This is a genomic window from Burkholderia sp. Bp9016 (assembly GCF_003857765.1).
In the GTDB taxonomy this organism is placed as follows: Bacteria; Pseudomonadota; Gammaproteobacteria; order Burkholderiales; family Burkholderiaceae; genus Burkholderia.
Genome location: NZ_QTPY01000006.1, coordinates 143113 through 169980 on the forward strand (window position 1 = coordinate 143113; position 26868 = coordinate 169980).

General features: G+C 66.1%; 25 protein-coding genes. 19 read left to right on the plus strand and 6 right to left on the minus strand.

Annotation, left to right across the window (positions count from 1 at the left end; translation table 11 throughout):
• The first annotated feature begins 169 nt into the window (after nt 1-169).
• The 7 genes from betC (at nt 170) to DIE13_RS09710 (ending at nt 9826) form a co-directional block, all read left to right on the plus strand.
• On the plus strand, nt 170-1720 hold the full coding sequence (gene betC / locus DIE13_RS09680; protein WP_124826933.1) for a choline-sulfatase: 1551 nt from the start codon (nt 170-172) through the stop codon (nt 1718-1720).
• A 45-nt stretch (nt 1721-1765) separates the two neighbouring features.
• Nucleotides 1766-2734, plus strand: a complete 969-nt coding sequence (choX, locus tag DIE13_RS09685) for a choline ABC transporter substrate-binding protein (RefSeq protein WP_124826934.1) — start codon at nt 1766-1768, stop codon at nt 2732-2734.
• 257 nt (nt 2735-2991) lie between these two features.
• Nucleotides 2992-4131 (plus strand): porin, encoded by a 1140-nt coding sequence (locus DIE13_RS09690; RefSeq protein WP_124826935.1) that lies wholly within the window; start codon nt 2992-2994, stop codon nt 4129-4131.
• A 235-nt stretch (nt 4132-4366) separates the two neighbouring features.
• On the plus strand, nt 4367-5617 hold the full coding sequence (locus tag DIE13_RS09695; RefSeq protein WP_124826936.1) for an MFS transporter: 1251 nt from the start codon (nt 4367-4369) through the stop codon (nt 5615-5617).
• A gap of 575 nt (nt 5618-6192) precedes the next feature.
• Nucleotides 6193-8391, plus strand: a complete 2199-nt coding sequence (locus DIE13_RS09700) for a TonB-dependent siderophore receptor (RefSeq protein WP_124826937.1) — start codon at nt 6193-6195, stop codon at nt 8389-8391.
• A 44-nt stretch (nt 8392-8435) separates the two neighbouring features.
• Nucleotides 8436-9119, plus strand: a complete 684-nt coding sequence (locus DIE13_RS09705; RefSeq protein WP_124826938.1) for a Fe2+-dependent dioxygenase — start codon at nt 8436-8438, stop codon at nt 9117-9119.
• Entirely contained in the window at nt 9116-9826 is a 711-nt protein-coding gene (locus DIE13_RS09710) for a PepSY-associated TM helix domain-containing protein (protein ID WP_124826939.1), read from the plus strand. Before DIE13_RS09705 ends, DIE13_RS09710 begins: the two co-directional genes overlap by 4 nt.
• 10 nt (nt 9827-9836) lie before the next feature.
• Here DIE13_RS09710 and DIE13_RS09715 read toward each other — a convergent pair whose 3' ends face one another.
• From DIE13_RS09715 to DIE13_RS09725, 3 genes are all read right to left on the minus strand, one after another.
• Entirely contained in the window at nt 9837-10205 is a 369-nt protein-coding gene (locus DIE13_RS09715) for a YbjQ family protein (RefSeq protein ID WP_124826940.1), read from the minus strand.
• A 152-nt stretch (nt 10206-10357) separates the two neighbouring features.
• Nucleotides 10358-11302 carry a GlxA family transcriptional regulator gene (locus tag DIE13_RS09720; RefSeq protein ID WP_124826941.1) on the minus strand — a complete coding sequence of 315 codons (945 nt, stop codon included), beginning with the start codon at nt 11300-11302 and terminating at the stop codon, nt 10358-10360.
• Nucleotides 11303-11413: 111 nt separating this feature from the next.
• Complete coding sequence (locus DIE13_RS09725) at nt 11414-12376, minus strand: helix-turn-helix domain-containing protein (RefSeq protein ID WP_124826942.1); 963 nt, start codon at nt 12374-12376, stop codon at nt 11414-11416.
• Nucleotides 12377-12617: 241 nt separating this feature from the next.
• Between DIE13_RS09725 and DIE13_RS09730 the strand changes: the two genes are divergently transcribed.
• From DIE13_RS09730 to DIE13_RS09755, 6 genes are read left to right on the plus strand one after another with little or no spacing between them, the layout of a single operon-like run.
• Nucleotides 12618-13775 (plus strand): amine dehydrogenase large subunit, encoded by a 1158-nt coding sequence (locus DIE13_RS09730; protein WP_124826943.1) that lies wholly within the window; start codon nt 12618-12620, stop codon nt 13773-13775.
• 7 nt (nt 13776-13782) lie between these two features.
• Nucleotides 13783-14337, plus strand: coding sequence for a MauE/DoxX family redox-associated membrane protein (locus tag DIE13_RS09735; protein ID WP_124826944.1), 555 nt, complete (start codon nt 13783-13785; stop codon nt 14335-14337).
• On the plus strand, nt 14334-14969 hold the full coding sequence (gene mauD / locus DIE13_RS09740) for a methylamine dehydrogenase accessory protein MauD (RefSeq protein ID WP_124826945.1): 636 nt from the start codon (nt 14334-14336) through the stop codon (nt 14967-14969). The genes DIE13_RS09735 and mauD overlap by 4 nt, the downstream gene beginning before the upstream one ends.
• A gap of 39 nt (nt 14970-15008) precedes the next feature.
• A complete protein-coding gene (locus tag DIE13_RS09745) occupies nt 15009-15554 on the plus strand; it encodes a methylamine dehydrogenase light chain (protein ID WP_044847763.1) in 546 nt (181 codons plus the stop codon).
• Complete coding sequence (locus DIE13_RS09750; RefSeq protein WP_124826946.1) at nt 15551-16051, plus strand: c-type cytochrome; 501 nt, start codon at nt 15551-15553, stop codon at nt 16049-16051. Before DIE13_RS09745 ends, DIE13_RS09750 begins: the two co-directional genes overlap by 4 nt.
• Nucleotides 16052-16062: 11 nt before the next feature.
• Nucleotides 16063-16530 (plus strand): cytochrome c, encoded by a 468-nt coding sequence (locus DIE13_RS09755; RefSeq protein WP_124826947.1) that lies wholly within the window; start codon nt 16063-16065, stop codon nt 16528-16530.
• Nucleotides 16531-16647: 117 nt separating this feature from the next.
• On the opposite strand, the gene DIE13_RS09760 is transcribed toward DIE13_RS09755, so the two are convergent.
• Nucleotides 16648-17031, minus strand: coding sequence for an ATP-dependent protease (locus DIE13_RS09760; protein WP_124826948.1), 384 nt, complete (start codon nt 17029-17031; stop codon nt 16648-16650).
• A gap of 488 nt (nt 17032-17519) precedes the next feature.
• On the opposite strand from DIE13_RS09760, the gene DIE13_RS09765 reads away from it, so the two are divergent.
• The gene (locus tag DIE13_RS09765; RefSeq protein ID WP_124826949.1) at nt 17520-18647 is read left to right on the plus strand and encodes an aminotransferase class V-fold PLP-dependent enzyme; all 1128 of its coding nucleotides are present in this window, start codon (nt 17520-17522) and stop codon (nt 18645-18647) included.
• 344 nt (nt 18648-18991) lie between these two features.
• Here DIE13_RS09765 and DIE13_RS09770 read toward each other — a convergent pair whose 3' ends face one another.
• Complete coding sequence (locus DIE13_RS09770; protein ID WP_124827041.1) at nt 18992-19348, minus strand: STAS/SEC14 domain-containing protein; 357 nt, start codon at nt 19346-19348, stop codon at nt 18992-18994.
• Nucleotides 19349-19612: 264 nt separating this feature from the next.
• Complete coding sequence (locus DIE13_RS09775; RefSeq protein WP_124826950.1) at nt 19613-21913, minus strand: NADP-dependent malic enzyme; 2301 nt, start codon at nt 21911-21913, stop codon at nt 19613-19615.
• 137 nt (nt 21914-22050) lie between these two features.
• On the opposite strand from DIE13_RS09775, the gene DIE13_RS09780 reads away from it, so the two are divergent.
• From DIE13_RS09780 to DIE13_RS09805, 5 genes are all read left to right on the plus strand, one after another.
• A complete protein-coding gene (locus DIE13_RS09780) occupies nt 22051-23022 on the plus strand; it encodes a LysR substrate-binding domain-containing protein (RefSeq protein WP_124826951.1) in 972 nt (323 codons plus the stop codon).
• Nucleotides 23023-23336: 314 nt separating this feature from the next.
• Nucleotides 23337-24290 (plus strand): choline ABC transporter substrate-binding protein, encoded by a 954-nt coding sequence (locus DIE13_RS09790; RefSeq protein WP_124826953.1) that lies wholly within the window; start codon nt 23337-23339, stop codon nt 24288-24290.
• 100 nt (nt 24291-24390) lie between these two features.
• Entirely contained in the window at nt 24391-25320 is a 930-nt protein-coding gene (locus DIE13_RS09795; protein WP_124826954.1) for a 3-keto-5-aminohexanoate cleavage protein, read from the plus strand.
• A gap of 89 nt (nt 25321-25409) precedes the next feature.
• Nucleotides 25410-26375, plus strand: a complete 966-nt coding sequence (locus tag DIE13_RS09800; RefSeq protein ID WP_124826955.1) for an L-carnitine dehydrogenase — start codon at nt 25410-25412, stop codon at nt 26373-26375.
• A gap of 4 nt (nt 26376-26379) precedes the next feature.
• Nucleotides 26380-26868: a thioesterase family protein gene (locus tag DIE13_RS09805; protein ID WP_124826956.1), complete on the plus strand. Its 489-nt coding sequence runs from the start codon at nt 26380-26382 to the stop codon at nt 26866-26868.

The window sequence follows — 26868 nt, forward strand, 5'->3', positions numbered from 1 at the left end:
GGGAGATAGTGCTTCGGACGGCACGGCGCCGCGCCAGGCCCTCCGCGATTCTAGCCAGTCGCGGCCGGTGCGCGCGGCACTTTCTTCAAGCTGCGTCCGTCATGCCGGCTGCGTCGCTGTCCGAGCGTCGCGCCGTTCCGTTCGAACACCGATTTCACCGTGACCGCTGATGACGAACCCGACTCCCAACATCCTGATCCTGATGGCCGACCAGCTCACGCCGTTCGCATTGCCGGCTTACGGCAACCGCGTCGCGCGCACGCCGACGCTCGACCGGCTGGCCGCGCAAGGCGTGGTGTTCGACGCCGCCTACTGCGCGAGCCCGCTGTGCGCGCCGTCGCGCTTCTCGCTGCTGACCGGCAAGCTGCCGTCGGGTATCGGCGCCTACGATAACGCCGCCGAATTGCCGGCGCAAACGCTGACGTTCGCGCACTACCTGCGCGCGGGCGGCTACCGGACGATGCTGTCCGGCAAGATGCACTTCTGCGGCCCCGACCAGCTGCACGGCTTCGAGGAGCGGCTCACGACCGACATCTATCCGGCCGACTTCGGCTGGGTGCCGGACTGGGATCAGCCGACCGAGCGGCCGAGCTGGTATCACAACATGAGCTCGGTGCTCGAGGCCGGCCCCTGCGTGCGCACGAACCAGCTCGACTTCGACGACGAAGTCACGTTCGCGGCGAAGCAGAAGCTGTACGACGTCGCGCGCGAGCGCGCGGCCGGGCGCGACGAGCGGCCGTTCTGCATGGTCGTGTCGCTGACGCATCCGCACGATCCGTATGCGATCACGCGCGAATACTGGGATCTGTACAGCGACGAAGAAATCGACATGCCGACCGTGCGACTCGATGCGGCGGAAAGCGATCCGCATTCTCGGCGGCTGCGCTTCGTCTGCGAAAACGACCGCACGCCGCCGACCGACGCGCAGATCCGTGCCGCGCGCCACGCGTACTACGGCGCGACGTCCTACGTCGACGCGCAGTTCGGCAGCGTGCTGGCCGCGCTCGAGCAATGCGGGTTTGCCGACGACACGATCGTGATCGTCACGTCCGACCACGGCGACATGCTCGGCGAGCGCGGGCTCTGGTACAAGATGACGTTCTTCGAAGGCGGCTGCCGCGTGCCGCTGATCGTCCACGCGCCGAACCGCTTCGACGCGGCGCGCGTGCGCGGGCCCGTGTCGCACGTCGACCTGCTGCCGACGCTCGTCGACCTGGCCGGCGCCGCACCGGCCGGCGGCCGGCCCGATGCCGGATGGCCGGACCCGGTCGACGGCGCGAGCCTCGTGCCGCATCTGCATGGCAAGCCCGCGCACGACGTTGCCCTTGGCGAATACCTCGCGGAAGGGGCGGTCGCGCCGGTCGTGATGATCCGCCGCGGCGACTGGAAGTACGTGCATTGCCCGGCCGATCCCGACCAGCTCTACAACCTCGCCGACGATCCGCGCGAGCGCACCAACCTGGCCGGGACGCCCGAGGCGGCCGGGCTGCTCGCCGCATTCCGCGCCGAGGCCGCGCAGCGCTGGAACCTGCCCGAGCTCGATGCCCAGGTGCGCGCCAGCCAGCGGCGGCGCCGTTTCCATTACGCGGCGACGACGCAGGGCCGTATCCAGGCGTGGGACTGGCAGCCGTTTACCGATGCGACCCAGCGCTACATGCGCAATCACATCGAACTCGACACGCTCGAAGCGATGGCGCGCTTTCCGCGCGTCGGGCGCTGAACGGTCCGCATCGAGGACATTGACGAACGACGGAGGAAGCAAATCATGAAACGAGAGTGCAATGCAGCAATCCGGAGGGCCGGCGCGGTATTCGCTGCGACCGCATGCGCGATGGCGGCACTGCCCGCGCACGCCGCCGACCCGCAGACGTGTCGCGACGTGCGGATGGCGGCGCCCGGCTGGACCGACATCGACGCGACGAACGCGATGGCCGGCGTCGTGCTGAAGGCGCTCGGATATCGGCAGGACGTCGCGAACCTGTCGGTGCCGATCACGTACCAAGGGCTCAAGAAAGGGCAGGTCGACGTCTTCCTCGGCAACTGGATGCCCGCGCAGGCGCCGCTCGTGAAGCCGTTCGTCGACGAGAAATCGATCGACGTGCTGCACGCGAACCTGAGCGGCGCGAAGTTTACGCTTGCGGTGCCCGACTACGTCGCGGCTGCCGGCGTGCACACGTTCGCCGATCTCGCGCGCTACGCGGACCGCTTCGGCGACAAGATCTACGGGATCGAGCCTGGCGCGCCGGCGAACCAGAACATCAAGCGGATGCTGTCCGACCATGCCCTCGGCACGGCGAACTGGTCGCTGGTCGAATCGAGCGAGACGGGGATGCTCACGCAGGTCGAGCGCGCGGTACGCGACAAGCGCTGGATCGTGTTCCTCGCGTGGGAGCCGCACCTGATGAACACCAAGTTCCACCTGACCTACCTGTCGGGCGGCGACGCGTACTTCGGGCCGAACTACGGCGGTGCGACGGTCAACACCGTGACCCGCTCGGGCTTTGCCGGCCAGTGCGCGAACCTCGCGCGGCTGTTCCGGCAGATGACGTTCTCCGTCGACGTCGAAAACAAGATGATCGCCGACATGCTCGACAACAAGTCGTCGCCCGCGGTCGCGGCGCAGCGTGCGCTGAAGGCCGACCCCACGCTCGTCGAGGGCTGGCTGGACGGCGTAACCACGGCGTCCGGCACACCGGCGCTGCCGGCCGTGCGCGCGGCGCTCGACGGCCGCTGACCTGCCTCCGGGCGGCCGGCTTTTTGCCCGGCCGCCCGTCTCCGTGTTTTCCCGACCAGTCGCATCGAGACTATTTGGTGTCGCCTTCAGACGGGTGACCTGAAATATGGGTTTGTATTTTTCGCCAATGGCTGCGTTATTGCGAAAAAAGAAATGCCGAAGCCATCGGACGTACTGAATTCGAATCAGCCGGCGTATTGCAGCGCGCGTCAGGTCACGGTTCTTTCCATTGAACGGTTCAGGGAGGGTGGGCGAGAATGAAGCAAAAGAAAGTTGCCGTAGCCGCCGCGCTGGTATGCGCGGCCTGTATTCCCGCCATCGGCCACGCGCAGAGCAGCGTGACGCTGTACGGGATTCTCGACGCGGGCATCACGTACGTGAACAACACGGGCGGTTCGCACGTGGTCAAGTTCGACGACGGCGTCGCATACGGGAACCGCTTCGGCCTGAAGGGCACGGAAGATCTCGGCGGTGGACTGAAGGCGGTCTTCGCGCTCGAGAGCGGTTTCCACCTCGGCAACGGGCAGCTCGGCTTCGGCGGTTCGGAGTTCGGGCGTCAGGCTTACGTCGGTCTGCAGAACAACTGGGGCACGCTGTCGTTCGGCAACCAGCTCGACATCACCAACGAGCTCGTGTCGATCTACAACATCTCGGCATGGGGCAGCGGCTATGCGATCCACCAGGGCGACTTCGACCGCTTCAACGGCGACCGCCTGCCTAACTCGGTGAAATTCCTGTCGAACGACATGAGCGGCCTCAAGTTCGGCGCGATGTACTCGTTCGGCAACGTCGCCGGCAACTTCCACCGCAACAGCGCATGGAGCGCGGGCGCGAGCTTCACGCGCGGCGACTTCTCGGTCGGCGCCGCATACACGCGCCTGAACAACCCGAACGGCATCTATGCGTTCGACCCGTACGCGATGATCGGCACGCATACGTTCCTCGGCCAGCAGACCGTCACCGTCGATCCGGTGACCGGCGCGCGCACCGACCTGTACGCGGATACGGCGATGAACGTCGACAGCCAGGGCACGTTCGGCATCGGCACGAGCTACACGATCGGCAAGCTGTCGCTCGACGCGAACTTCTCGTACACGACGATCAAGGGCTTCGGCCAGTCGTCGCACATGCAGGTGTATGAAGGCGGCGGCCTGTACCAGTTCACGCCGGCGCTGAGCTTCATCGCGGGCTATCAGCACACGCGCTTCGAAGGCCACCACTGGAACCAGGGCACGGCCGGCCTGCACTACCTGCTGTCGAAGCGCACCGACGTGTATATCTCCGGCGATTACCTGCGCGCGTCGCAGGGCGTCGATGCGGTCATCGGCTACAGCTTCACGCCGTCGACGACGCAGACGCAGGCCGATGTGCGGATCGGCATGCGGCATTCTTTCTGAGCGGGGTGCGGCAGATCTTTCGACGTCTTCAGCGAGGTCTCTCTTTGGCGCGAACTGCGGTTCGCGCTTTTTTTTGTGCAACCCGGTGCGATGACGTGCGGCGTCGCGCGATGCGGGCTGTCGTCGTCCGCATCGGGCGCGTGCCCGACAGGAGTCCGGCGGTTGGCGATATCATCGCGGTTTGGCCGCGTCGCGTATCGTCGATCGCCGGCCGCCCTTCGATGACGCCTTCCCGATGACCGCCCCGTTACCCGAGTCCAGTCCGCCGTCTCCGTTACCCGCCAACCTGTTCCGCCACGCACCGTTCCAGCGTTTCTGGGGCACGCGCGTGATGTCGTCGCTGGCGTTCCAGATCCTGTCGGTCGCGATCGGCTGGTACGTATATGCACTCACGCACAGTGCGTTCGCGCTCGGCCTCGTCGGCCTCGCGCAGTTCGTGCCGATGTTCGCGCTGACGCTCGTCGTCGGACAGGTGGCCGACCGTTACGACCGGCGGCGCATCGCGACAATCTGCCAGAGCGTCGAGGCGCTGGCCGCCGGCGTGTTCCTGCTCGGCGCGGCACAAGGGTGGCTCGCTGCGCCGGGTGTCTATGCGCTCGCGGCGATCGTCGGCACCGCGCGCGCGTTCGAATCGCCGTCGGTGTCGTCGCTGCTGCCGGCCGTGGTGCCGCGTAGCGACTTGCCGCGCGCAACCGCGTTGTCGACGTCCGCGAACCAGGCCGCGCAGATTCTCGGGCCTGCGTTCGGCGGGCTGCTCTACGGCCTCGGTGCGCCCGTTGCCTTCGGCACGAGTGTCGCCGCGTTTGCGATCGCGGCGGTGTTGAGCGGCACGATTCCGCTGCGTAGCGCACCGCCCGCGCGCGAGCCCGTCACGCTGCGCTCGGTGTTCTCGGGCATCGCGTTCATCCGGCGCGAACCGGCGATTCTCGGTGCGCTGTCGCTCGACCTGTTCGCGGTGCTGTTTGGCGGCGCGACCGCGCTGCTGCCGATCTACGCGCGCGACATCCTGCAGGTGGGGCCGTGGGGGCTCGGCGCGTTGCGCGCCGCGCCCGCGGTCGGCGCGCTCGCGGGCACGCTGTGGCTCACGCGTTTTCCGTTGAAGCGGCGGCCCGGCCGCGCGATGTTCGGCGGCGTGATCGCGTTCGGCATCGCGACGATCGTGTTCGGGCTGTCGCGGCATTTCGCGCTGTCGCTCGTCGCGCTGGCGGCGTTGGGTGCGTCGGACGTGGTGAGCGTCGTCGTGCGCCTGTCGCTCGTGCAGTTGAGAACGCCGGACGACATGCTCGGGCGCGTGAGCGCGGTCAACTCGCTGTTCATCGGCACGTCGAACCAGCTCGGCGAATTTGAATCGGGCGTGACGGCCGCATGGTGGGGCGCGCCGGCGGCGATCGTGGTCGGCGGCGCGGCGACGATCGCCGTTGCGCTCACGTGGATGCGGCTGTTTCCGACATTGCGGAACATGACGTCGCTGGAGCGCGATCATTGAGCCGACCCGGGTGTCCGTGGCATTCGGTCGAAACCGGCGCGGCTGACGGCGAGATATTTCAAATTGCTTTCTTGTTTCAATCAAATGCCAAACGATTTTCGGGTCCGGATAATCGTCTGAATAATCAATCCGGCTGCGATCAATTCGGTCGGGCCGGAATGCCGATTTAGAAAACCGTGGGCATGGCCCCGGTCTGCCGAGTACGAAACCGAACCGGCGCCATTCCCTTCAACCCCTTGGAGCACAAGGGCTCGGCCGATCGTTCGTCGGAAGAAATCATCTTTTCATTGCAAATCAATTACAACAAATTTCATTGCGCTTTCCATAATCTTTAGAAACATAGCGCTTTCGTATGACGAAGCAGTTATCGATTGAAACAAAAAGAAATACATGGAATGATATCGATTCTCATTACTGTGATCGCTGCGGCAACTGCCGTGGCCACTCGTCAACCGTAGCCATCTAGTGTCGTTGTCGGCCTGATAGTCGGCGGCCAGCAAGCCATCGCATCCGTGCTTCGTGCGCGCGCATCGCCGCGTGTCCACGCAGGACGGTTTCATTCCGACTGGATTTCCATGCCGAACAAGACCCCGTTCGCGAGCGCGCTCGCGCTGGCCTTTGCTTTGCCTATCGCTTCGCCCGCACTCGCCCAGAGCATGGGCGCCGAATCGTCGCCGCCCGCCGCGGCAAAACCGGGCGAGGCGTCGCCGCCGGCCGCCCACGACGTGCTGCCGACGATCAGCGTCTCGGGGCAGGCCGTACAACAGGACTTTCAGGCCGAACGCTCGACCGTCGGCGCGAAAGCCCCGACCGCGCTGCGTGACATTCCGCAGTCGGTCACGGTGATCAACAAGGCGCTGATGGAATCGCAGGGACTCACGTCGTTCCAGGACGCGTTGCGCAATGCGCCGGGCATCACGATCGGCGGCGCGGAAGGCGGACAGATCGGCAACAACATCAACCTGCGCGGCTTCACCGCGCAGAACGACATCTACCTGGACGGCTTCCGCGACCGCAACCAGTACTACCGCGACACGTTCGACCTCGATTCGGTCGAGGTGCTGTACGGCCCGTCGTCGATGCTGTTCGGGCGCGGTTCGACGGGCGGCGTGATCAACCAGGTGTCGAAGAAGGCGAACCTGACGCCGTCGGCCGAGGTATCGACGACGATCGGCACCGATGATCACTACCGGACGAGCGTCGACCTGAACCGGCCGCTCGGCGCGACGTCGGCGTTCCGCATCAACGCGTTCGGCCAGTCGCTCGGCTCGACGCGCGACGTGATGAAGAACAAGGACTACGGGATCGCGCCGGAGCTGCGCTTCGGCATCGGCACGCCGACCGAGGTGACGCTCTCCGCGCTGATCCAGCACAACTACGACATGCCCGATTACGGCGTGCTCGCGGTCAACGGCCATCCGGCGCCGGTGTCGAAGAACACCTTTTACGGCCTCGCCGACGACCGCACGATCCAGGACGTCCAGACCGTGTCCGCGCGCGTCGATCATCGTGTCAACGATGCGCTGACGATCAGCAACCGCACGTCGTTCTCGCACTCGATGACCGATGCGCGCGAGACGGCCCCGAACGCGGTGCTGACGGGGCCGCTGTCGTCGAGCACGGCACTGACGAACGGCAACTACACGTCGTTGCCGATGTCCGCGCTGTACGTGAGGCTCGCGAGCCACGACCGCGTGATCGAAAACCATTCGGTCGACAACGACACGATGGCGCATTTCAGGTTCGACACGGGCTTCGTGAAGCACGACCTGATCGCCGGTGTCGAAGTCGGGCACGACAGCTACACGAACCAGGCGTACACGCGCAGCGGCCTGCCGATCCTGTCGCTGATCGATCCGGCCTACCTGTCGTCGACGGCGTCCAATGCGACGCAGACGCCGACCAACCATGCCGAATCGGGCGCGACCACGCTCGCCGCGTACCTGAACGACACGGTGTCGATCGGCCGCGACTGGAAATTCGTCGGCGGTCTGCGCTGGGATCGCTTCCAGGCGCATCTCGCGAACACGGTGAGCGCACCCGGCTATGCGTCGCAGACGAACTATTTCACGAGCGTGCGGGCCGGCTTGATCTACCAGCCGACCGAATCGCAGTCGTATTACTTCTCGTACGGCACGTCGTTCAACCCGTCGCTCGAGACGTTGACGGTCACGAACAATACGCAGAACCTCTCGCCCGAACACACGAAGTCGTACGAGGTGGGCGGCAAGTGGGACCTGCTGAACGACAACCTGTCGGTCACGTCGGCGCTGTTCCAGCAGGAGAAGAGCAACGCGCGCACGCAGACGTCGACGGGCGAATACCTGCTGGAAGGCGACATTCGCGTGCGCGGCTTCCAGGCGAGCGTGACGGGCCACATCACGCCGAAGTGGCAGGTGTTCGGCAGCTACACGTACATGAACGGCGCGATCCTGAGCGCGCTCGACGGCACGCAGGGCAAGACGCTCGCGAATACGCCGCGCAACACGTTCACGCTGTGGACCACGTACGCGTTCACGCCGCACTGGGAGATCGGCGGCGGCCCGACCTACATGTCGGGACGCTACGCCGCGAACACGGACTACGTGCAGGTGGGGGGCTACACGCGCTGGGATGCGACGGCCGCGTATCACGCGAAGCAGTGGGACCTGCGCCTGAACCTGCTGAACCTGACCAACAAGTTCTATTACGACGCGCTGATCCAGTCGGACGGCGGCCGCGCGGTGCCGGGCGTCGGGCGCACGTTCCTCGCGACGCTCGACTACCGGTTCTGAGCGATACGCGTGCCGCTGCGCCATTCGATGAAAGAGGTGAAACGATGCTTGTACACATCCCGAACGTGCTGACGCCCGAGCAGGTGCGCACGGTGCGCGACCGGCTTGACCGCGCGGGCGACGCGTGGGTCGACGGCCGTGTGACGGCCGGCTATACGGGCGCGCCGGTCAAGCGCAACCAGCAGATCGCGGAGCATTCGTCGGTCGCGCGCGAACTGGGCGACGTGATCCTTGCCGCGGTCGAGCGCAATCCGCTGTTCATCAGCGCGGCGTTGCCGAACCAGGTCTATCCGCCGCTGTTCAACCGCTACGAAGGCGGGATGACGTTCGGCAGTCATGTCGACGGCGCGGTGCGCGTGCTGCCGAACGGCGTGAAGCTGCGCACGGACGTGTCCGTCACGCTGTTCCTGTCCGCGCCCGACGAATACGACGGTGGCGAACTCGTGATCGAGGATGCGTATGGCGTCCAGCAGGTCAAGCTGCCGGCCGGGGACATGATCGTTTACCCGGCGACGAGCCTGCACCAGGTCACGCCCGTCACGCGCGGCGTGCGCGTGGCGAGCTTCTTCTGGGTGCAGAGCCTCGTGCGCGGCGATGCGCAGCGTGCGCTGCTGTTCGACATGGACACGGCGATCCAGCGGCTCAACGCCAGCGGCGCCGATGCGCAGGCGTGCCGCAGTCTGGTCGGCTGTTATCACAATCTTCTGAGAATCTGGAGCGAAACGTGAGCGTTGCCGATCCCATCGAAATCGACGCGGCGCCCGCGTCGCGCGTCGCGCCCGGCCCGCGCGCCGCTGGTGCCGGCGGCACGCGATCGCGCCGCGGCACGTTCATCAGGTGGCTGCGCAAGGTGCATGGCTGGGTCGGCCTGTGGGGCGCCGCACTCGGCCTGCTGTTCGGCACGACGGGGTTCCTGCTGAATCATCGCGCGCCGCCGCTGCGGATCCAGACCGGCGCGCCGCATGTCGAGACGTTGCGGCTCGACGTGCCCGACCCGGAACCCGATTCGCCGCGCGAGCTTGCGCAATGGTTGCGCGGACAACCGGATCTGCATTTGCCGGAACGGATGGGCCGCGTGCAGAAGGAACCCGAGCATCCGGTCGCATGGGGCGACCGCGAGACCGTGCAGCCCGAGCACTGGCAGCTCGTGTTCGCGTCGCCGCGTGAAAGCGTCGCGGTCGACTACTGGGTCGGCAGCGACACGATGACGCTCAAGCGCAGCGAAAACGGCACGTTCGCCTGGCTGACGAACCTGCACAAGGGCGTGGGAATGAGCATCGGCTGGGTGCTGCTCGTCGATACGCTCGCGGGCGCGCTGATTCTGCTGTCGCTGACCGGCGTGCTGTTGTGGACCGAGCTGAACAAGCGCAAGACGATCGGCGCGGTGCTCGTGGTCGGTTCGATCGTCGCGATCGTGTGTGCGGCCAGCGCGTAGCGCCTGACGCTCAGGTGCCGGCGTCGCGCGAGACCTGTACGGCCGTGCCGTAGCAGATGACCTCCGTGACGCCCGTGCCGATCTCGGTCGAGTCGTAGCGCATCGCGACGACTGCGTTCGCGCCGAGCTTGCGCGCATCGGCGAGCATCTTGTCGAAGGCCTGCTGGCGCGCCTTCTCGCACAGCGACGTATACAGCGTGATGTTCCCGCCGAACAGCGTTTGCAGTGCCGCGCCGAACGAGCCGACGATCGAGCGCGAACGCACGATGATGCCCTGCGCGACGCCGAGCGAGCGGATGGTCGTATGGCCGGGAAGATCGAACGCGGTCGTGACGCGATCGGGCGAAAGGTTGTCGACGGAGCGGGAGAAATCGGTCATGGCGGTCCATCGTGTTGTGGAAGTGATCGAACGACGATTCTAGCCGGAACGGCAAGCGCGCCCGGACGGGTAGGCGGCCTGGGTCGATTTCCGGGCGGGAGATTCGATCGCGGCGCGATGGCGCGCCGGCTTGCGCGCCAAACCGGCGACGCTCAATGCGTCGCACGCCGGTCGCTGCGCGGGCTCACGCCAAAACGCGAGCGGTACGTGCGCGAGAAATGCGACGGCGACTCGAAGCCGCACGCGACGCACACCGACGTGATGCTCATGTCGGTCTGCTGCAGCAGCTCGCGCGCGCGGTCCAGACGCAGGTTCAGGTAGAAGCGCGTCGGCGTGTCGTTCAGCGTCGCGCTGAACAGCCGTTCGAGCTGGCGCCGCGTGATCGATACCTCCTGCGCGAGCGCATCGGAGCCGAGCGGATTCTCCATGTGCCGCTGCATCGTGCCGATCACCTGGATCAGCTTGCGGTTGTGCACGCCGTAGCGCGCGGCGATCTCGAGCCGCTGGCTGTCCGAACGCTGCCGGATGCGGCTCACGACGAACTGCTCGGAGATTGCCGCCGCGAGGTCGGCGCCGTGCCGCCGGCCGATCAGGTCGAGCATCATGTCGATCGACGCAGTGCCGCCCGCGCACGTGATGCGCCGGTCGTCGATCTCGAACAGCTCCTGCGTCGCGTTCAGCCCCGGGTAGCGTTCGCGGAACGCGGCGAGCGCTTCCCAGTGCAGCGTGAGCGTTTGCGACGCGTCGAACAGCCCGGCTTCCGCGAGCACGAAGCTGCCGGTGTCGATCCCGCCGAGCGTCGCGCCGTGCCGGTTCTGGCGGCGCAGCCAGTCGCCGAGCGCGCGGTCGTAGCACACCAGCGGATCGAAGCCGGCGACGACGAATACCGTCTCGACTTGCGCGACGTCCGCACACGCGGCTTCGGCCGCGACCGGAATCCCGTTGCTCGCGGCCACGGGCGCACCGTCCGAGCTGATCACATGCCAGCGGTACAGCTCGGTGCGAAAGCGGTTCGCGACGCGCAACGGCTCGACCGCGGACATGAAGCCGAGCGCGGAGAAGCCGGGCAGCAACAGGAAGTGGAAATCCTCTGGCATCGGGGCGTGGGGTGAAATCGGGTGGTCGTCGCGCCTTGCGCGCCGCGGCGCCGCGCCCGGCTCGCACGAGCCGAACGTTCAACACGGCATTATCGCGGGTTTTGCCGGCGCTCAGCGCGTTTTCGAGCCGCGCACCGACCGGCGCGCGGTCGTCGACGGCAGTTCGCCGAACTGCGCCTTGTATGCGTTCGCGAAATGCCCGAGGTGGATGAAGCCCCAGCGCGCGGCCGCTTCGCTGATCGGCAGATCGGCTTGCCGCGTGTCGAGCAGCAGGCGGCGCACCTGTGCGAGGCGCAGCGAGCGCGTGTAGTTCAGCGGGCTCGTCTGTGCGACCGACTGAAAGCTGTTCTGCATCGTGCGCCGGCTCACGCGCAGTTGCGTGCACAGGCTGAGGATGTCGACAGGGGCTTCCGGGTGCTCGATCACGTAGTCGTGCACGCGGCGCACGATGTCGGCGTGACATGCATGCGTGAGCCGGTTCGACGGTTCGGGCATCCGGTATGTGAGGAGATCGACGAGCACGTTGGCGACTTCGCCGCGCAGCTCGCACTGCGCCCGCGCCGGATCGAACGTAGCGGGGTTCGCCAGCACGCGTTCGAGCAGCGTCGCGAGCTGCACGCTCGCGCGTTCGCGCGCGGCGACCGGCACGTCGACGACGCCGCGCCGCAGCGTGCGTCCGTCCACCCGGACGTCGGCCATATCCTCGATCTGCTGCATCAGCTCGGGATCGACGACCACGCCGATCAGCGACATGTCGTCGGGAGAATGGAGTTCGAACGGCGAGCCGCCGCGTGCCATCACGATCGTGCCGCGCTCGATGCGCGCATTGCCGAACGCGAAGGTGCCCGAGCCGGTGAGCGGCATCCCGAACACCGTATGGCCGCTCGGCAATTGTCCGCGCTGGATGATGCGCACGTTCGCCGCTTCCTGGAACAGCTGCACGCCGTCGAGTTCCACGTGCTTGACCGCGCTGCGATACGAGCCGGGGCCAATCTGGTCGTAACGCTGATCCCAGCCGCGCAGCGCCTCGGCATGCCGGTCTGCATCGTCGAACATCTGGTGAAACACGAGCACGGCGCCTCCGGCGGTCGTTCGGACGGCGCAAGAATAAACCGACCGAACGGTCGGCGCAATACGGGCGAGCGCTATTCGGCATGGGGTTTTTCAGGGGTCGGAAGCGGGGCTTCCCGCGTGCCTTTCAGGCGGTTTTCCAATATCCCGAATCGGCACGCACGCGTTGCCGGTCCTGGTGTCGAGCGGATTTATTGTCGAACTACAGTCGCCCCACATAACGTGATTCCCAACTGGAGGCGACATGAGAACAAGGCGACGAACCGCGGCATTCGCGGCGACGCTGGCGTTCGCGGCGGCGTGGGCCGGCAGCGCATACGCGACGGAAAAGCCCGAGGAGCTGGTCGTACAGAAGATGCCGCCGTGGCATCCGCACGAGGTCTACGTCGTCGATATCGCGATGCCGACGATGACCGACGGGCGCATCTACGTGTACGACGCCGACGCGAAGAAGCTGCTCGGCCAGATCGACGGCGGCTTCGCGCCCGGCCTCGCGATCTCGCCGGACCACAAGACCAGCTTCATCGCGACGACCTATTTCTCGCGCGGCTCGCACGGCACGCGCACCGACGTCGTCGAGATGACGGACAACACGACGCTCGATCACACGGGCGAGATCGTGATTCCGGCGAAGCACGGGCAGCACGTGCCGTCGCCGTACAACACCGCGTTCAGCGCGGACGGCAAGCGGCTGTACGTCGCGAACATCACGCCGGCCGCGTCGGTGACGGTGATCGATGCGGTGTCGAAGAAGGTGTTGTCGGAAATCGACACCGCGGCGTGCGTGCTCGCGTATCCGTCGGGCAACGACCGCTTCACCGCGCTGTGTGAAAGCGGCAAGGCGCTGACCATCACGCTCGACGCGAGCGGCAAGGAAGTGAAGCGCACGATGTCGGATGCGTTCATCGACGTCGACCGGGATCCGGCCTTCGTGAACGCGTCGCGCTACGACGGCGGCTATCTGTTCACGACGTACCACGGCAACGTGCGCCGCGCCGATTTCAGCGGCGACAAGCCGGTATTCGGCAAGTCGTGGTCGCTCGTGACCGATGCCGAGCGCGCGGAAGGCTGGCGGCCGGGCGGCATGCAGCAGACTGCCGTGCAGGCGAAGCAGCACCGCTACTACGTGCTGATGCACAAGGGCGGCGACGGTTCGCACAAGGACCCCGGCACGCAGGTGTGGGTGTACGACCTGAAGACGAAACAGCGCGTCGCGCGCTGGGATCTCGCGCAGCAGAAGGTCGATCCGCTCGTGTCGATCCAGGTCAGCGACGACGACAAGCCGCTGTTCTACGGGCTGACCGGCACGTCCGATCTCGTCGTGATGGACGCGCGCACCGGCAAGCTGCAGCACGTCGAGAAGCAGATCGGCAGTACGCCGTCGCTGCTCGTGAACCCGTGAGGCCGCGATGACGCTCGATCCCGTACTCGCCACCAGCGCGCAGGCCGGCGCGGCCGTCGTCGTGCTGCTCGGCGCCTTCGCGAAGATGCGCCGGCCCGCCGCGTTCCGGCAGGCGCTCGCCGGCTATCGCCTGCTGCCCGATGCGCTCACCGCGCCGGCTGCGTTCGCGATCCCGCTCGCGGAAGCCCTCTGCGCGGCCGCGCTGCTGTTTCCCGATACGCGCACGGCCGGTGCGCTCGGCCTGATCGCGTTGCTGCTCGTGTTCGCGGCCGGCATGACGATCAACATCCTGCGCGGCCATACCGACATCGACTGCGGCTGTTCCGGTTTCGCCGCGACGCGCGCTGATGCGCCGCGCGGCATCGGCTGGCCGCATGTCGCGCGCGTGATGCTGCTCGTCGCGCTGGCCGCGACCGCGCTCGTCGAACCGGGCGGCCGCGCGGTCGTGTGGTTCGACTACCTGACGCTGTTTTCTTCCGTATTGCTGATCGTCTGCGCGCTGCTCACCGTCGACGTGCTGCTCGCCAACGTACCGCGCCTTGCCCACCTGAGGAATTCATGATGCAAACCGCTCTCACCGTTTCCACCGCCTTGCTGTGGGTTGCCGTTCTCGCGCTCGGCGCGATCTGTCTCGCGCTCGTCCGGCAGATCGGCATCCTGTACGAACGCATCATGCCGGCCGGCGCGCTGATGATCGACAAGGGGCCGGCAGTCGGCGCGATCGCGCCGATGTTCGAGCTGACCGACATCCGCGGCGCGCAGGTGAAGGTCGGCGGCATCGATGCAGCGGGCAAGGCCACGCTGCTGTTTTTCCTGTCGCCGACGTGTCCGGTCTGCAAGAAGCTGCTGCCACTGTTGCCGTCGCTGCAGGCGAGCGAATCGACGCCGCTGAACATCGTGCTCGCGAGCGACGGCGATCTCGACGAACACACGCGTTTCGCGCAGAAGCACAACCTCGCGCGCTTTCCGTACGTGCTGTCGCAGGAGCTTGGTCTTGCGTACCAGATCGGCAAGCTGCCGTACGCGGTGCTGCTCGATGATGCCGGCACCGTGCGCGCGAAGGGCCTCGTCAATACCCGCGAGCATCTCGAGAGCCTGTTCGAAGCGAAGGAGCGTGGCGTCGCGTCGCTGCAGCAGTTCGTGCATGGCGATCACGACCACGGTGGTCACGAAAAGCACGCGCAGCACGCGTGATCGGCCGACTCTCTTTCAACGTCAACGGAGAACAACGACATGGGCCTGTTTGATTCATGGTTCGAACGGTCGGCGCGCGGCGTCGCGCAGCACAGTTCGCGGCGCAGCGCGATGGCGAAGCTCGGCAAGGTGCTGGTGGGGTCGGCGATGCTGCCGCTCCTGCCCGTCGATCGCACCGCGTATGCGGCCGATGCGGCGTCCGGCGCATCGGCGGCTTCCGGCGCCGCCGCATCGGGCGCGAGCGACGATCCGATGAGCTGCGATTACTGGAAGTACTGCGCGATCGACGGCTGGCTGTGCAGTTGCTGCGGCGGCACGTCGAGCAGCTGCCCGCCGGGCACGACACCGTCGCCGATCACGTGGATCGGCACCTGCCGCAATCCGCATGACGGGTCGGACTACATCGTGTCGTACAACGACTGCTGCGGCAAGACATCGTGCGGCAAGTGCTTCTGCAATCGCAACGAGCGCGAGAAGCCGCTGTACAAGCTGTCGCTGAACAACGACATCAACTGGTGCATGGCGAACGGTAATTCGAATTACCACTGTTCGGTTTCGGTCCTGCTGGGGGCGGCAAAGCAATGAAAGTGAAGCAAGCTGGAAAGATCGTTGTTGCATGCATGGCCGCTGCGGCCGGTTTTGCGTTGCCGGGTTTCGCCGGCGCGCAGCAGGTTGTCCATTACCCTGCGGGCAAGAGCCTGTTCGACGCGCAGTGCGCGGTGTGTCACCAGGCGGGCGGCAAGGGGCAGGACGGCCTTGCGCCGCCGCTGACCGAGTATCCGGGCAAGTACGCGAGCGCCGACGCAGGGCGTGCGCAGCTCACGGCGACGCTGTTGCACGGGATGTTCGGCGAGATCGAGGTGCGCGACAAGCACTACAACTTCAAGATGCCGTCGTTTGCGAGCGCGAGCGACGACGATATCGCGAACGTGCTCAACTACGTCGTGTTCGATCTCAACGAGCAGCACGGCAGCGCGAAGCCGTTCACCGCGGCGGACATTCGCGCGGCGCGGGCGAAGGAGATGGACGGGACGGCCGTGCACGCGCAGCGTGCGATCGTGACGAAGGGGCTGGGGCTGTGAAGGCGTCGCGCATGGGGCGCCGTCTGCCGTCGTGGCTGGTGGCGGTTGCGGGTGCCGCATGTGCGATGGCGATACCCGCATATGCCGACGGCGTGACCGACGCCACGCTTGCGCGGCAGCACTGGGTGCTCAACTGCATGGGGTGCCATACGGCGACGGGCGGCGGCATTCCGGGCAAGGTGCCGCCGCTCGCGAATTCGCTCGGCTATTTCACGCATCTGCCGGCGGGGCGCGAGTACGTGATGCGCGTGCCCGGCGCGTCGAACTCGGCGCTGTCCGACCAGGATCTCGCCGACGTGCTCAACTGGGTGCTCACGACGATGAACCGCGATGCGCTGCCGCGCGATTTCAGGCCTTATACGGCGGCCGAAGTTGCCGCGCATCGACGGCCGGCGTTTTCGGACGTCGCGACCGTGCGTGCCGGGCTGGTCCGCGCGCTGCACGAGCGCGGGATAGAAGGGGTATCCGACCGGTACTGATTCGGGCCGTCAACGGCGGCGCGGTCTCCCCGCGCCGTCACGCGCGGCTGCGGCGACAGGAACACGACCGCCGGCATCGCGACCAGCCCGGCTCGAGGCCCAAATGGCAGGCCATGATCAGAGATCTCCGCGCACTTCGCCGGTTCCCAGCGCGCTCCGCTGCCGGTTGACTTCCGCCCAAAGTGCATCGCTGTCGTCATTGCGCAGCACGATCATCCAGTCCAGTTGATCGTCGGTCACGCCGAAGTATTCCAGGATTTCCCGGCGAACCGCATCGACGAACTGCGCGTATTCCGGGGTAGCCTGGGCCTGTGCGTGCAAGGCGTCGTATGCTGCGTCGTCAGCGCCGCCGCCGTGCTCGTCGATATAGCGCGAGATCCACTGGTCTCGTTCGTGGTCGTAATCGGCCTCGGCGCGCATCGCTTGCACCGCCGTGTAGAAATCCAGTTGGGCAAACGCGGCGATCGCCGCCGTCGTCGCCTCGTCGAATGTAGTCGTCATTCCATCTCTCATGTCAGTCATGGCGCATCATCGCACGGGCCGCACCCGGGCAACAGGACACGCATTTTGCTGCACTGCAAGCACGGCGATGAAAACAACCGGGCACGGCAGATCGCGGAACACGTTTCGGCCGTATCGCCGCGAGCGTCACGTCGGCACTTGAGCGCCCATGCGGGCGCCGGTCGTGAATGGCACGGCTCACCGAAACCGTTTGCCTGCGAGCCGATCAGTCATATCGACGGAGAAGCGCACCGCCAGGTCGCCGCACGGTTGCTTCACGGTCGGTGCGCCCCGCCGTTCCACGCACGCGCATCCCCCAAAGCGCCCCTTCACGCACCGCACAAACCCCCCAGCCCCCCGCCTTCCGTCGCTTTCGTTAGAATCGGTCGTCGTCCAAGCAAAAACGCAGCTTTGCATGGGCGCAGCGGTATCCGCCCATGAATACCGCGCGCTCTCATCACATGGTTCATCCTTTACCGGAGGCGAACGTGCCAGGATTACTTCCCGATGTCGACCGCGACGGGCTCCTCGAATATTCGGTGGTGTATACCGACCGGTCGATCAATCACATGTCGCAGCGCTTTCAAGGCGTCATGCGCGACATTTCCGCCGCCCTGAAAAAGGTTTACAACGCGAAGGCGGTCGCCATCGTCCCGGGCAGCGGGACGTTCGGCATGGAAGCCGTCGCGCGCCAGTTCGCGACGAACAAGAAGTGTCTGGTCATCCGCAACGGCTGGTTCAGCTTCCGCTGGTCGCAGATTTTCGACATGGGCAGTATTCCGTCCGAATCGATCGTGCTGAAGGCGCGTCCGGTCGAATCGGGAAGGCAGGCCGCGTTTGCGCCGGCCCCGATCGACGAAGTCGTCGCGGCGATCCGCGAGCACAAGCCGGATCTCGTCTTTGCGCCGCACGTCGAAACCGCATCCGGGATGATGCTGCCCGATGGCTATATGCGCGCGGTGGCCGACGCCGTGCATGCGGTCGGCGGCATGTTCGTGCTGGATTGCATCGCGTCCGGCACGATCTGGGTCGACATGGAGGCGAGCGGCGTCGACGTGCTGATCAGCGCGCCGCAAAAGGGCTGGAGCGCATCGCCCGGCTGCGCGCTGGTGATGCTCGGCCCGCTCGCCCGCGAGCGGATCGATGCGACGACCAGCACCAGCTTCGCCTGCGATCTGCGCAAGTGGCTGCAGATCATGGAAGCGTACGAGAACGGCGGATTCGCGTATCACGCGACGATGCCCACGGACAGCCTCGCGACGCTGCGCGACGTCATCAAGGAAACGGAAGCGTACGGCTTCGACAAGGTGAGTGCGGAGCAGCTCGAACTCGGCACGCGCATCCGCGCGCTGCTGGCCGAAAAGGGTTTCAGGAGCGTGGCGGCAAAGGGCTTCGAGGCGCCGGGCGTCGTGGTCAGCTACACGGACGACGACGACATTCGCTCCGGCAAGAAATTCGCCGACGTCGGCATGCAGATCGCGGCCGGCGTGCCGCTGCAATGCGACGAGCCGGCGGATTTCAAGACCTTCCGGATCGGTTTGTTCGGTCTCGACAAACTGCATGATGTCGATGCCGCGGTTGCCAGATTCGCTGGCGCGCTGGAGCGCGTTCTGTAGAACGTTTCTCTCTGAAAGAGCGCATGGCGGCGCATGAAGTGGCGAGACCGGGTTGTTCGGCGCCACTGGATGCGCCGCCTGCACCGTGCGACTCGGCGGCTTCCCGAAAAGCGGCCCACGCCTCGAAGGTCGTGGCAGCGCCCCCGGACGCGCCGAACGATCTTCGATGATGTAAGCGGGTTGCGCAAACCGTCCGGAGCGAGACCGGATGAGCGCCCACGGGTCGCGCCGCGAGAACACGGCCCCCTGTCTGCCGTACCGGCACGACATCATTGCCGAGTCGATCGCCCACCTGGGCTATCCGCGCCGGATCGACTCCACCAGTCTCGGCCCGTTCGGGCTTCTCACGCGGCGACCCAGGCACGCGCCTGTTCCAGCTCGTTCACGTGGAACGCCTTGATTTCGGCCTTCGTAAAGAACCGGGCCAGATGCATCGACGCGTGAATCCAGCTCGCGTCGGCCACCACGGCAGCCCGCGTGATCTTGCGGGCGAGCGGCACGCCGAGCGTCACGTCGGTCCACAACGCCTTCGGCTCGATACCGCTGAAATGTTCGATGCGTTCGAGCACACGGGTTTTGCCGTTCAGCTCGAGATCGCTGCGCATGCGCTCGATGGTTTCGCGCAGTTCGTGGTCGGTGATTTTTCCTTCGACGGATATTTCGACGACCGGCGAATCGGGGGTGGAGTGGTACAGGATCATGGCGGGACTCCGAGTCGGGAAGACGTGGCGCGCCCGGGCACGAACGCAAGCCCGGCGCTCGATGGCTTCTTCATGGTACGCCTTCCTGCGCGAGCGGTTTGCCTGCGAGCACCGGGCTTTGCTTGCTTCAATGCCCGACGCGACAGATACGGCCGCCATGCACGCCAGCCAGAGCGGCACCGGTACGAAAAAGCGGCGGATCGCCGAACCCTTCCGGATCCGGCTATCCGCCGCTCGATGAACAACTGTGCCGCGAAGAATCGATCAGCCGGCCACGTTGCGATTCGCCTGGATCACCGTCAACGCGGTCATGTTCACGATCCGTCGCACGGTGGAGCTCGACGTCAGGATATTCACCGGCGCATTCACGCCGAGCAGGAACGGCCCGACCGCAACGTTGCTGCCGGCTTCGGTCTTCAGCAGGTTGTAGGCGATGTTTCCCGCATCGACGTTCGGGCACACGAGCAGGTTCGCCGCGCCCTTGAGCGGCGACATCGGCAGCAGTCGCGACCGCAGGGCTTCGTCGAGCGCGCAGTCGCCGTGCATTTCGCCGTCCGCCTCGATATCCGGCGCCTGCGCGCGAATGATGTCCAGCGCCTTGCGCATCTTCACGCCCGACGCCGCGCTGCCCGACCCGAAGTTCGACCGCGACAGCAACGCAACCTTCGGCGTCAGATTCAGCCACTCCATCTGGCGCGCCGCGGCGATCGTGTATTCCGCGATCTGTTCCGCATCGGGGTTGTCGTTGATGTGCGTATCGACCAGCGCCACCGTCCGCTGATTGAGCAACAGGATGTTCATCGCCGCGTAGGTCGACGCATCGGGCTTCTTGCCGATCACTTCGTCGACGAAGCGCAGGTGATTGTGATACTCGCCGACGGCCCCGCAGATCATCCCGTCCGCGTCGCCGAGCCGCACCATCATCGCGCCGATCAGCGTCAGGCGACGGCGCATTTCGACTCGCGCCATTTCCTTCGAAATACCGTCGCGGCAGCGCAGTTCCCAGTACGTCGTCCAGTATTGCGGGAAGCGTTCGTCGTATTCCGGGTTGGTGACTTCGACGTCCTCGCCGAGTCGCAGGCGCAGGCCGAACCGCTCGATCCGCGCCAGCAGCACTTCCGGACGGCCGACCAGGATCGGACGCGCGAGCTTTTCGTCGACGATGACCTGCACCGCGCGCAGCACGCGTTCGTCTTCGCCTTCGGTGAACACGATGCGCGCCTTGCCGCCGTCACGCACGAGCTGACGCGCGGCCGCGAACAGCGGCTTCATGAATGCGCCCGAGTGGTAGACGAACTGCTGCAGTTGCTCGACGTACGCGTCGAGATCCGCGAGCGGGCGCGTCGCCACGCCGCCTTCGATCGCAGCCTTGGCCACGGCCGGTGCGATACGGACGATCAGGCGCGGGTCGAACGGCTTCGGAATCAGGTATTGCGGGCCGAAGGACACTTCGTCGCCGCCATAGGCCGCCGCGACGATGTCGTTCTGCTCTTCCTGGGCGAGGCCGGCGATCGCGTGAACCGCGGCGATTTCCATTTCGCGGGTGATCGTGGTGGCGCCCACATCCAGTGCGCCGCGGAAAATGTACGGGAAGCACAGGACGTTGTTGACCTGGTTCGGGAAGTCCGAGCGGCCGGTCGCGATCACGACGTCGTCGCGCGTCGCATGGGCGAGCTCCGGGAAGATTTCCGGCGTCGGATTGGCGAGCGCGAGAATCAGCGGGCGCGCGGCCATTGCCTTCAGCATTTCCGGTTTCAGAATGCCGCCGACAGACAGCCCGAGGAACACGTCGGCACCGCCGATCACCTCGGACAGCGTGCGTGCATCGGTCTCCTGCGCGAAGCGTTCCTTGGCCGGATCCATCAGCGTGGTCCGGCCGCGATAGACGACGCCTTCGATATCGGTCGCCCACACGTTTTCGATCGGCAGCCCGAGGTCGACCAGCAGGTCCAGACAGGCCAGCGCGGCCGCGCCGGCGCCCGACGTCACGACCTTCACGTCCTTGATCGACTTCCCGACGACCTTCAGCCCGTTGATGAACGCGGCGGCGACGGTGATGGCGGTGCCGTGCTGGTCGTCATGGAAGACGGGGATCTTCATGCGCTCGCGCAGCTTGCGCTCGACGGTGAAGCACTCCGGCGCCTTGATGTCCTCGAGGTTGATCCCGCCGAAGGTGGGTTCGAGGCCGGCGATGATGTCGACGAGCTTGTCCGGGTCGGTTTCGTTGATCTCGATGTCGAACACGTCGATGCCCGCGAACTTCTTGAAGAGCACCGCCTTGCCTTCCATCACCGGCTTCGACGCGAGCGCGCCGATGTTGCCCAGACCCAGCACCGCGGTGCCGTTGGTGATGACCCCCACCAGATTCCCGCGGCTCGTGAAGCGGTGCGCGTTCAGCGGCTCGGCCGCGATCGACTCGCAGACGCTCGCGACGCCGGGCGTGTAGGCGAGCGCGAGATCGCGCTGCGTCACGAGCGGCTTGCTGGCGACGACGGAGATCTTCCCCGGGGTCGGAAACTCGTGATAGTCGAACGCTGCCTGCTGCTGAGTCTCTGTCTGTTTCATGTTCTTGGGTCCGGGCATGTGCGCCAGGCCAGTCCCGGCGCGATCCATGGGGAGTGATTCTAGGCACCGGCCATAACGAGATGATTCTGTTTTAATATTGGTCCATCACTTTTTCATGATGAATGATTGACCAGTCAATGACATTCGACGCGAACGACGTGGTCAGGCGGCTCGGCGCCCGCCTGAAGATGCGGCACCTGATGCTGCTGCTGCAGATCCAGCAGCACGGGTCGCTGACGCGCGTCGCGGAGCACATGGCCAGCAGCCAGCCGGCGGTGACGAACGCGCTGTCGGAGCTGGAAAGCATGTTCGGCACGCCGCTGTTCGAGCGCTCGTCGCGCGGGATGCGGCCGACCGCGCTGGGCGCGGTGGTGCTCGAGCGGGCCAGGGCGATGCTGCAGGACCTCGACCACCTCGCCCGCGAGATGGAGGCGGTTGCCGCCGGGCATGCGGCCCACCTGCATATCGGCGTGATCCCGTTCATTTCGGGCCAGATGCTGTCGGCGGCGCTCAAGCGGCTGCAATCGCGGATGGAGCGGCGCGTGACGGTGACGATTCACGAAGGCACCAGCGACCAACTGCTGCTGCAACTCCGGGATCACAGCGTCGACCTCGTGATCGGGCGGGCATCGTCGGCGGTCGATCTGGGGCAGGTGTCGTTCGAGGTGCTGTACCAGCAGCAGCCGCGGATGATCGCGAGCCGGCGGCTGGCCGCGAAACTGGCCCGCGCGAGGCTCGACTGGGAGAAGTTGCGTGCGCTGGACTGGATTCTCGGCGCCCCGCACACGCCGATGCGCGAGCAGGTGACCGACCTGTTTCTGTCGGCGGGCATTGCGCCGCCGGTGCCGATCGTCGAAAGCTACTCGTCGAAGCTGATTGGCGAAATGATCGCGTCGAGCGACGAGGCCGTGTCGATCGTGCCGGCCGATATCGCGGAGGAAATGGTGCGCATCGCCGGGGTGGCGATCGTGCCTTACTCGCTGGTCTGGACGCTGCCGCCCATCGCGCTGTTTACCCGCGCCGACGAATCGCATGTGCCGACGCGGGATCTGCTGGTTCAGGCACTGCGTGAGATCTGCAGGGAAACCTACGTCGAAGTCCCCCGATAACGCTTCGGTTCCCGGCCCGGACGCGCGGGGCCGGGAACCGCGTCACACCTGCTCGCGCGCCGCCGCCGAAGCATGTCCGGTCTGCCTTCCCTGCGCCGCATCCGGACAACCCCCCGCCCATCTGGATTTGCTCCAAACCCTCGCCGCACAAGCCACAGCCCGTGCATAGTGGTTTCCACCCATAGTCGCAAATAGTCAAGAACAGGTCGCCGCCGGTCGTCTTGCGACCAATATGGCTCGTTACTTTTACTCCCACGATGCAGGCCGGGACGCACTCCGCGCACCGTCGCACATCGGCCCACAGGGGAGAAACCATGAAGTCGACAAAGATCGCCGCGTTCGTCGCGGCCGTGCTGGCGACCGGCGCATTCGCGACTGCGGCGCAGGCCGAAACGGATGCCGCGACCTGCCGCAACGTACGCTTTGCGGATATCGGCTGGACCGACATCACGTCCACCACGGCGCTCGCCTCGACGGTGTTCGAAGGGCTCGGCTACAAGCCGACGACGACGATCGCATCGGTGCCGATCTCGTTCGCCGGCCTGAAGAGCAAGCAACTCGACGTGTCGCTCGGCTACTGGTGGCCGGTGCAGCAAAAGCAGCTTCAGCCGTTCCTCGACAGCAAGTCGATCAACGTCGTCGAACCGCCGAACCTGTCGGGCGCGAAGGCGACGCTTGCGGTGCCGAGCTACGAATACCAGGCCGGCCTGAAGACCTTCGAAGACATCGCGAAACACCGCGCGGAGCTCGACGGCAAGATCTACGGGATCGAGCCGGGCAGCAGCGCGAACGCGACGATCCAGAAGATGATCGACACGAACCAGTACGGCCTCGGCGGCTTCAAGCTGGTCGAATCGAGCGAGGCGGGGATGCTCGTCACGGTCGAGCGCGCGATCCGCGAGAAGAAGTGGGTCGTGTTCCTCGGCTGGGAACCGCATCCGATGAACATCCAGATCAGCATGAACTACCTGTCCGGCGGCGACGCGTCCTTCGGTCCGAACTATGGCGAAGCGCGCGTGTACACGCTGACGGCGCCCGACTTCATTTCCCGCTGCCCGAATGCCGGCAAGCTGATCGAGAACCTGCGTTTCTCGACACAGCTCGAGAACCAGCTGATGCAGTCGGTGATGAACAAGACGAAGCCGGCCGACGCCGCGAAGGCGTATCTGAAGAAGAATCCGCAGGTGCTCGACGCGTGGCTGGCCGGCGTCAAGACGTTCGACGGCAAGGACGGGCTGCCCGCCGTGAAGGCCTATCTCGGCCTGTGACGGCCCGTGCGCGCCGGGCGTTCCCGGCGCGCAGCGACAAATCATCTGCAGTACGACGGAAATCGGGCGACACCATCCGAATCAAGCGAGGGCTCACAGCATGAACAACGAAGTCATCATCACCTGCGCGGTCACCGGCGCGGGCGACACGGTCGGCAAGCACCCGGCGATTCCGGTCACGCCGAGGGAAATCGCGGCCGCCGCGATCGAAGCGGCCAGGGCCGGCGCGACGGTGGCGCACTGCCACGTGCGCGATCCGCAGACGGGCCGCGGCAGCCGCGATCCGAATCTGTACCGCGAGGTGGTCGACCGGATCCGCTCGGCCGACGTCGACGTGATCATCAACCTGACGGCCGGCATGGGCGGCGATCTGGAAATCGGCCCGGGCGAAGATCCGATGCGCTTCGGCAAGGGCACCGATCTCGTCGGCGGCCTCACGCGCCTCGTGCACGTCGAGGAACTGCTGCCGGAAATCTGCACGCTGGATTGCGGCACGCTGAATTTCGGCGACGGCGACTACATCTACGTGTCGACGCCCGCGCAACTGCGCGCCGGTGCGAAGCGCATCCAGGAACTCGGCGTGAAGCCGGAGCTGGAAATCTTCGACACGGGCCATTTGTGGTTCGCGAAGCAATTGCTGAAGGAAGGTTTGCTCGACGATCCGCCGCTGTTCCAGCTGTGCCTCGGCATTCCGTGGGGCGCGCCGGCCGACACCGGCACGATGAAGGCGATGGTCGACAACCTGCCGCCGGGCGCGCACTGGGCCGGCTTCGGGATCGGCCGCATGCAGATGCCGATGGTCGCGCAGGCGATGCTGCTCGGTGGCCACGTGCGCGTCGGCCTCGAAGACAACATCTGGCTCGATCGCGGCGTGCATGCGACCAACGGCACACTCGTCGAGCGCGCGCGGGAAATCGTCGAACGGCTCGGCGGCCGCGTGCTGACGCCGGCCGAAGGGCGTCGCAAGCTCGGCCTGCCGGCGCGCGGCGAACGTCCGCTCGAACGGCGTGCGGTGACCGAATTCGCGTGAGTGTCTGCAACTGATCCAGCTTTATTGCGGCGGCGCGCGCACGAGTGCGGCCGCCGTCCGATCCCCCTCGATTTGAAGGATGCGTTGACATGGCTGTGAAGACCGACATCAGGACGTTCGCCGCGATTGGCACCGGCGTGATCGGCAGCGGGTGGATTTGCCGTGCGCTCGCGTACGGTCTCGACGTGGTCGTATGGGATCCGGCACCGGGCGCGGAAGAGCGGCTGCGCGCGAACGTTGCGAATGCATGGCCCGCGCTCGAACGCGTCGGCCTCGCGCCGGGCGCCGATCCCGCGCGGCTGCGCTTCGCGTCGACGATCGAGGCCTGCGTCGCCGATGCCGACTTCATCCAGGAAAGCGCGCCCGAGCGCGAGGCGCTGAAGCTCGAACTGCACGAACAGATCAGCCGCGCGGCGAAGCCCGACGCGATCATCGCGTCGTCGACGTCGGGGCTGCTGCCGACCGACTTCTATGCGCGGGCGGTGCATCCGGAGCGCTGCGTGGTCGGCCATCCGTTCAATCCGGTCTACCTGCTGCCGCTCGTCGAGGTGCTCGGCGGCGCGCGCACGTCGCCGGAAGCCGTGGAAGCGGCGATGGCGATCTATCGCAAGCTCGGCATGCGGCCGCTGCACGTGCGCAAGGAAGTGCCGGGCTTCATCGCGGACCGGCTGCTCGAAGCGCTGTGGCGCGAGGCGCTGCATCTGGTCAACGAAGGCGTCGCGACGACCGGCGAGATCGACGACGCGATCCGCTTCGGCGCCGGCATCCGCTGGTCGTTCATGGGCACGTTCCTGACCTACACGCTGGCCGGCGGCGACGCGGGCATGCGACACTTCATGCAGCAGTTCGGCCCCGCGCTCGAACTGCCGTGGACCAAGCTGGTCGCGCCGAAGCTGACCGACGCACTGATCGACAGTGTCGTCGAAGGCACGAGCGAGCAGCAAGGCAAGCGCAGCATCAAGGAACTCGAGCGCTATCGCGACGAGTGCATTACCGAGGTGCTGAAGGCGATCGCCGCAGTGAAGGCGCGGCACGGGATGCGATTCGAGGACTGACAACATGACCGGCGATACCCCGCTGACGATCTACCGCGACGTCGTACGGCCCGAGTGGGTCGACTACAACGGCCATCTGCGCGACGCGTTCTATCTGCTGATCTTCAGCTTCGCGACCGATGCGCTGCTGGACCGCATCGGCCTCGACGACGCCACGCGTCGCGAGCGGGGCCGCTCGGTCTATACGCTCGAAGCGCATGTGAACTATCTGCAGGAGATCAAGGAAGGCACGCACGTGCGCGTCGATGCACGAGTGTTCGCGCATGACGCGAAGCGGCTGCACATGTATCTCGAACTGTTCGCGGACGGGCACGACGGCGCGGTGTCGGCGAGCGAGCAGATGATGCTGCACGTCGACACGCGCGACGGCGCGAAATCGGCGCCGTTCGACGACGACGTCGCCGTGCGCGTGGCCGGGCTTCACGCATTGCAGCGCGATTGCGCGGTGCCCGCGTATGCGGGCCGCGTGATCGGCCTGCCGCCGCGTCGCTGA

Coding starts and splice junctions, on each gene's coding strand:
- DIE13_RS09730 (WP_124826943.1), top strand. CDS start 12,618: ATGAGAACAAGGCGACGAACCGCGGCATTCGCGGCGACGCTGGCGTTC.
- DIE13_RS09720 (WP_124826941.1), bottom strand. CDS start 11,302: ATGCCAGAGGATTTCCACTTCCTGTTGCTGCCCGGCTTCTCCGCGCTC.
- DIE13_RS09705 (WP_124826938.1), top strand. CDS start 8,436: ATGCTTGTACACATCCCGAACGTGCTGACGCCCGAGCAGGTGCGCACG.
- DIE13_RS09760 (WP_124826948.1), bottom strand. CDS start 17,031: ATGACGACTACATTCGACGAGGCGACGACGGCGGCGATCGCCGCGTTT.
- DIE13_RS09755 (WP_124826947.1), top strand. CDS start 16,063: ATGGGGCGCCGTCTGCCGTCGTGGCTGGTGGCGGTTGCGGGTGCCGCA.
- DIE13_RS09715 (WP_124826940.1), bottom strand. CDS start 10,205: ATGACCGATTTCTCCCGCTCCGTCGACAACCTTTCGCCCGATCGCGTC.
- betC (WP_124826933.1), top strand. CDS start 170: ATGACGAACCCGACTCCCAACATCCTGATCCTGATGGCCGACCAGCTC.
- DIE13_RS09795 (WP_124826954.1), top strand. CDS start 24,391: ATGAACAACGAAGTCATCATCACCTGCGCGGTCACCGGCGCGGGCGAC.
- DIE13_RS09695 (WP_124826936.1), top strand. CDS start 4,367: ATGACCGCCCCGTTACCCGAGTCCAGTCCGCCGTCTCCGTTACCCGCC.
- DIE13_RS09780 (WP_124826951.1), top strand. CDS start 22,051: ATGACATTCGACGCGAACGACGTGGTCAGGCGGCTCGGCGCCCGCCTG.
- DIE13_RS09790 (WP_124826953.1), top strand. CDS start 23,337: ATGAAGTCGACAAAGATCGCCGCGTTCGTCGCGGCCGTGCTGGCGACC.
- DIE13_RS09745 (WP_044847763.1), top strand. CDS start 15,009: ATGGGCCTGTTTGATTCATGGTTCGAACGGTCGGCGCGCGGCGTCGCG.
- DIE13_RS09735 (WP_124826944.1), top strand. CDS start 13,783: ATGACGCTCGATCCCGTACTCGCCACCAGCGCGCAGGCCGGCGCGGCC.
- DIE13_RS09800 (WP_124826955.1), top strand. CDS start 25,410: ATGGCTGTGAAGACCGACATCAGGACGTTCGCCGCGATTGGCACCGGC.
- DIE13_RS09775 (WP_124826950.1), bottom strand. CDS start 21,913: ATGAAACAGACAGAGACTCAGCAGCAGGCAGCGTTCGACTATCACGAG.
- choX (WP_124826934.1), top strand. CDS start 1,766: ATGAAACGAGAGTGCAATGCAGCAATCCGGAGGGCCGGCGCGGTATTC.
- mauD (WP_124826945.1), top strand. CDS start 14,334: ATGATGCAAACCGCTCTCACCGTTTCCACCGCCTTGCTGTGGGTTGCC.
- DIE13_RS09690 (WP_124826935.1), top strand. CDS start 2,992: ATGAAGCAAAAGAAAGTTGCCGTAGCCGCCGCGCTGGTATGCGCGGCC.
- DIE13_RS09700 (WP_124826937.1), top strand. CDS start 6,193: ATGCCGAACAAGACCCCGTTCGCGAGCGCGCTCGCGCTGGCCTTTGCT.
- DIE13_RS09750 (WP_124826946.1), top strand. CDS start 15,551: ATGAAAGTGAAGCAAGCTGGAAAGATCGTTGTTGCATGCATGGCCGCT.
- DIE13_RS09805 (WP_124826956.1), top strand. CDS start 26,380: ATGACCGGCGATACCCCGCTGACGATCTACCGCGACGTCGTACGGCCC.
- DIE13_RS09770 (WP_124827041.1), bottom strand. CDS start 19,348: ATGATCCTGTACCACTCCACCCCCGATTCGCCGGTCGTCGAAATATCC.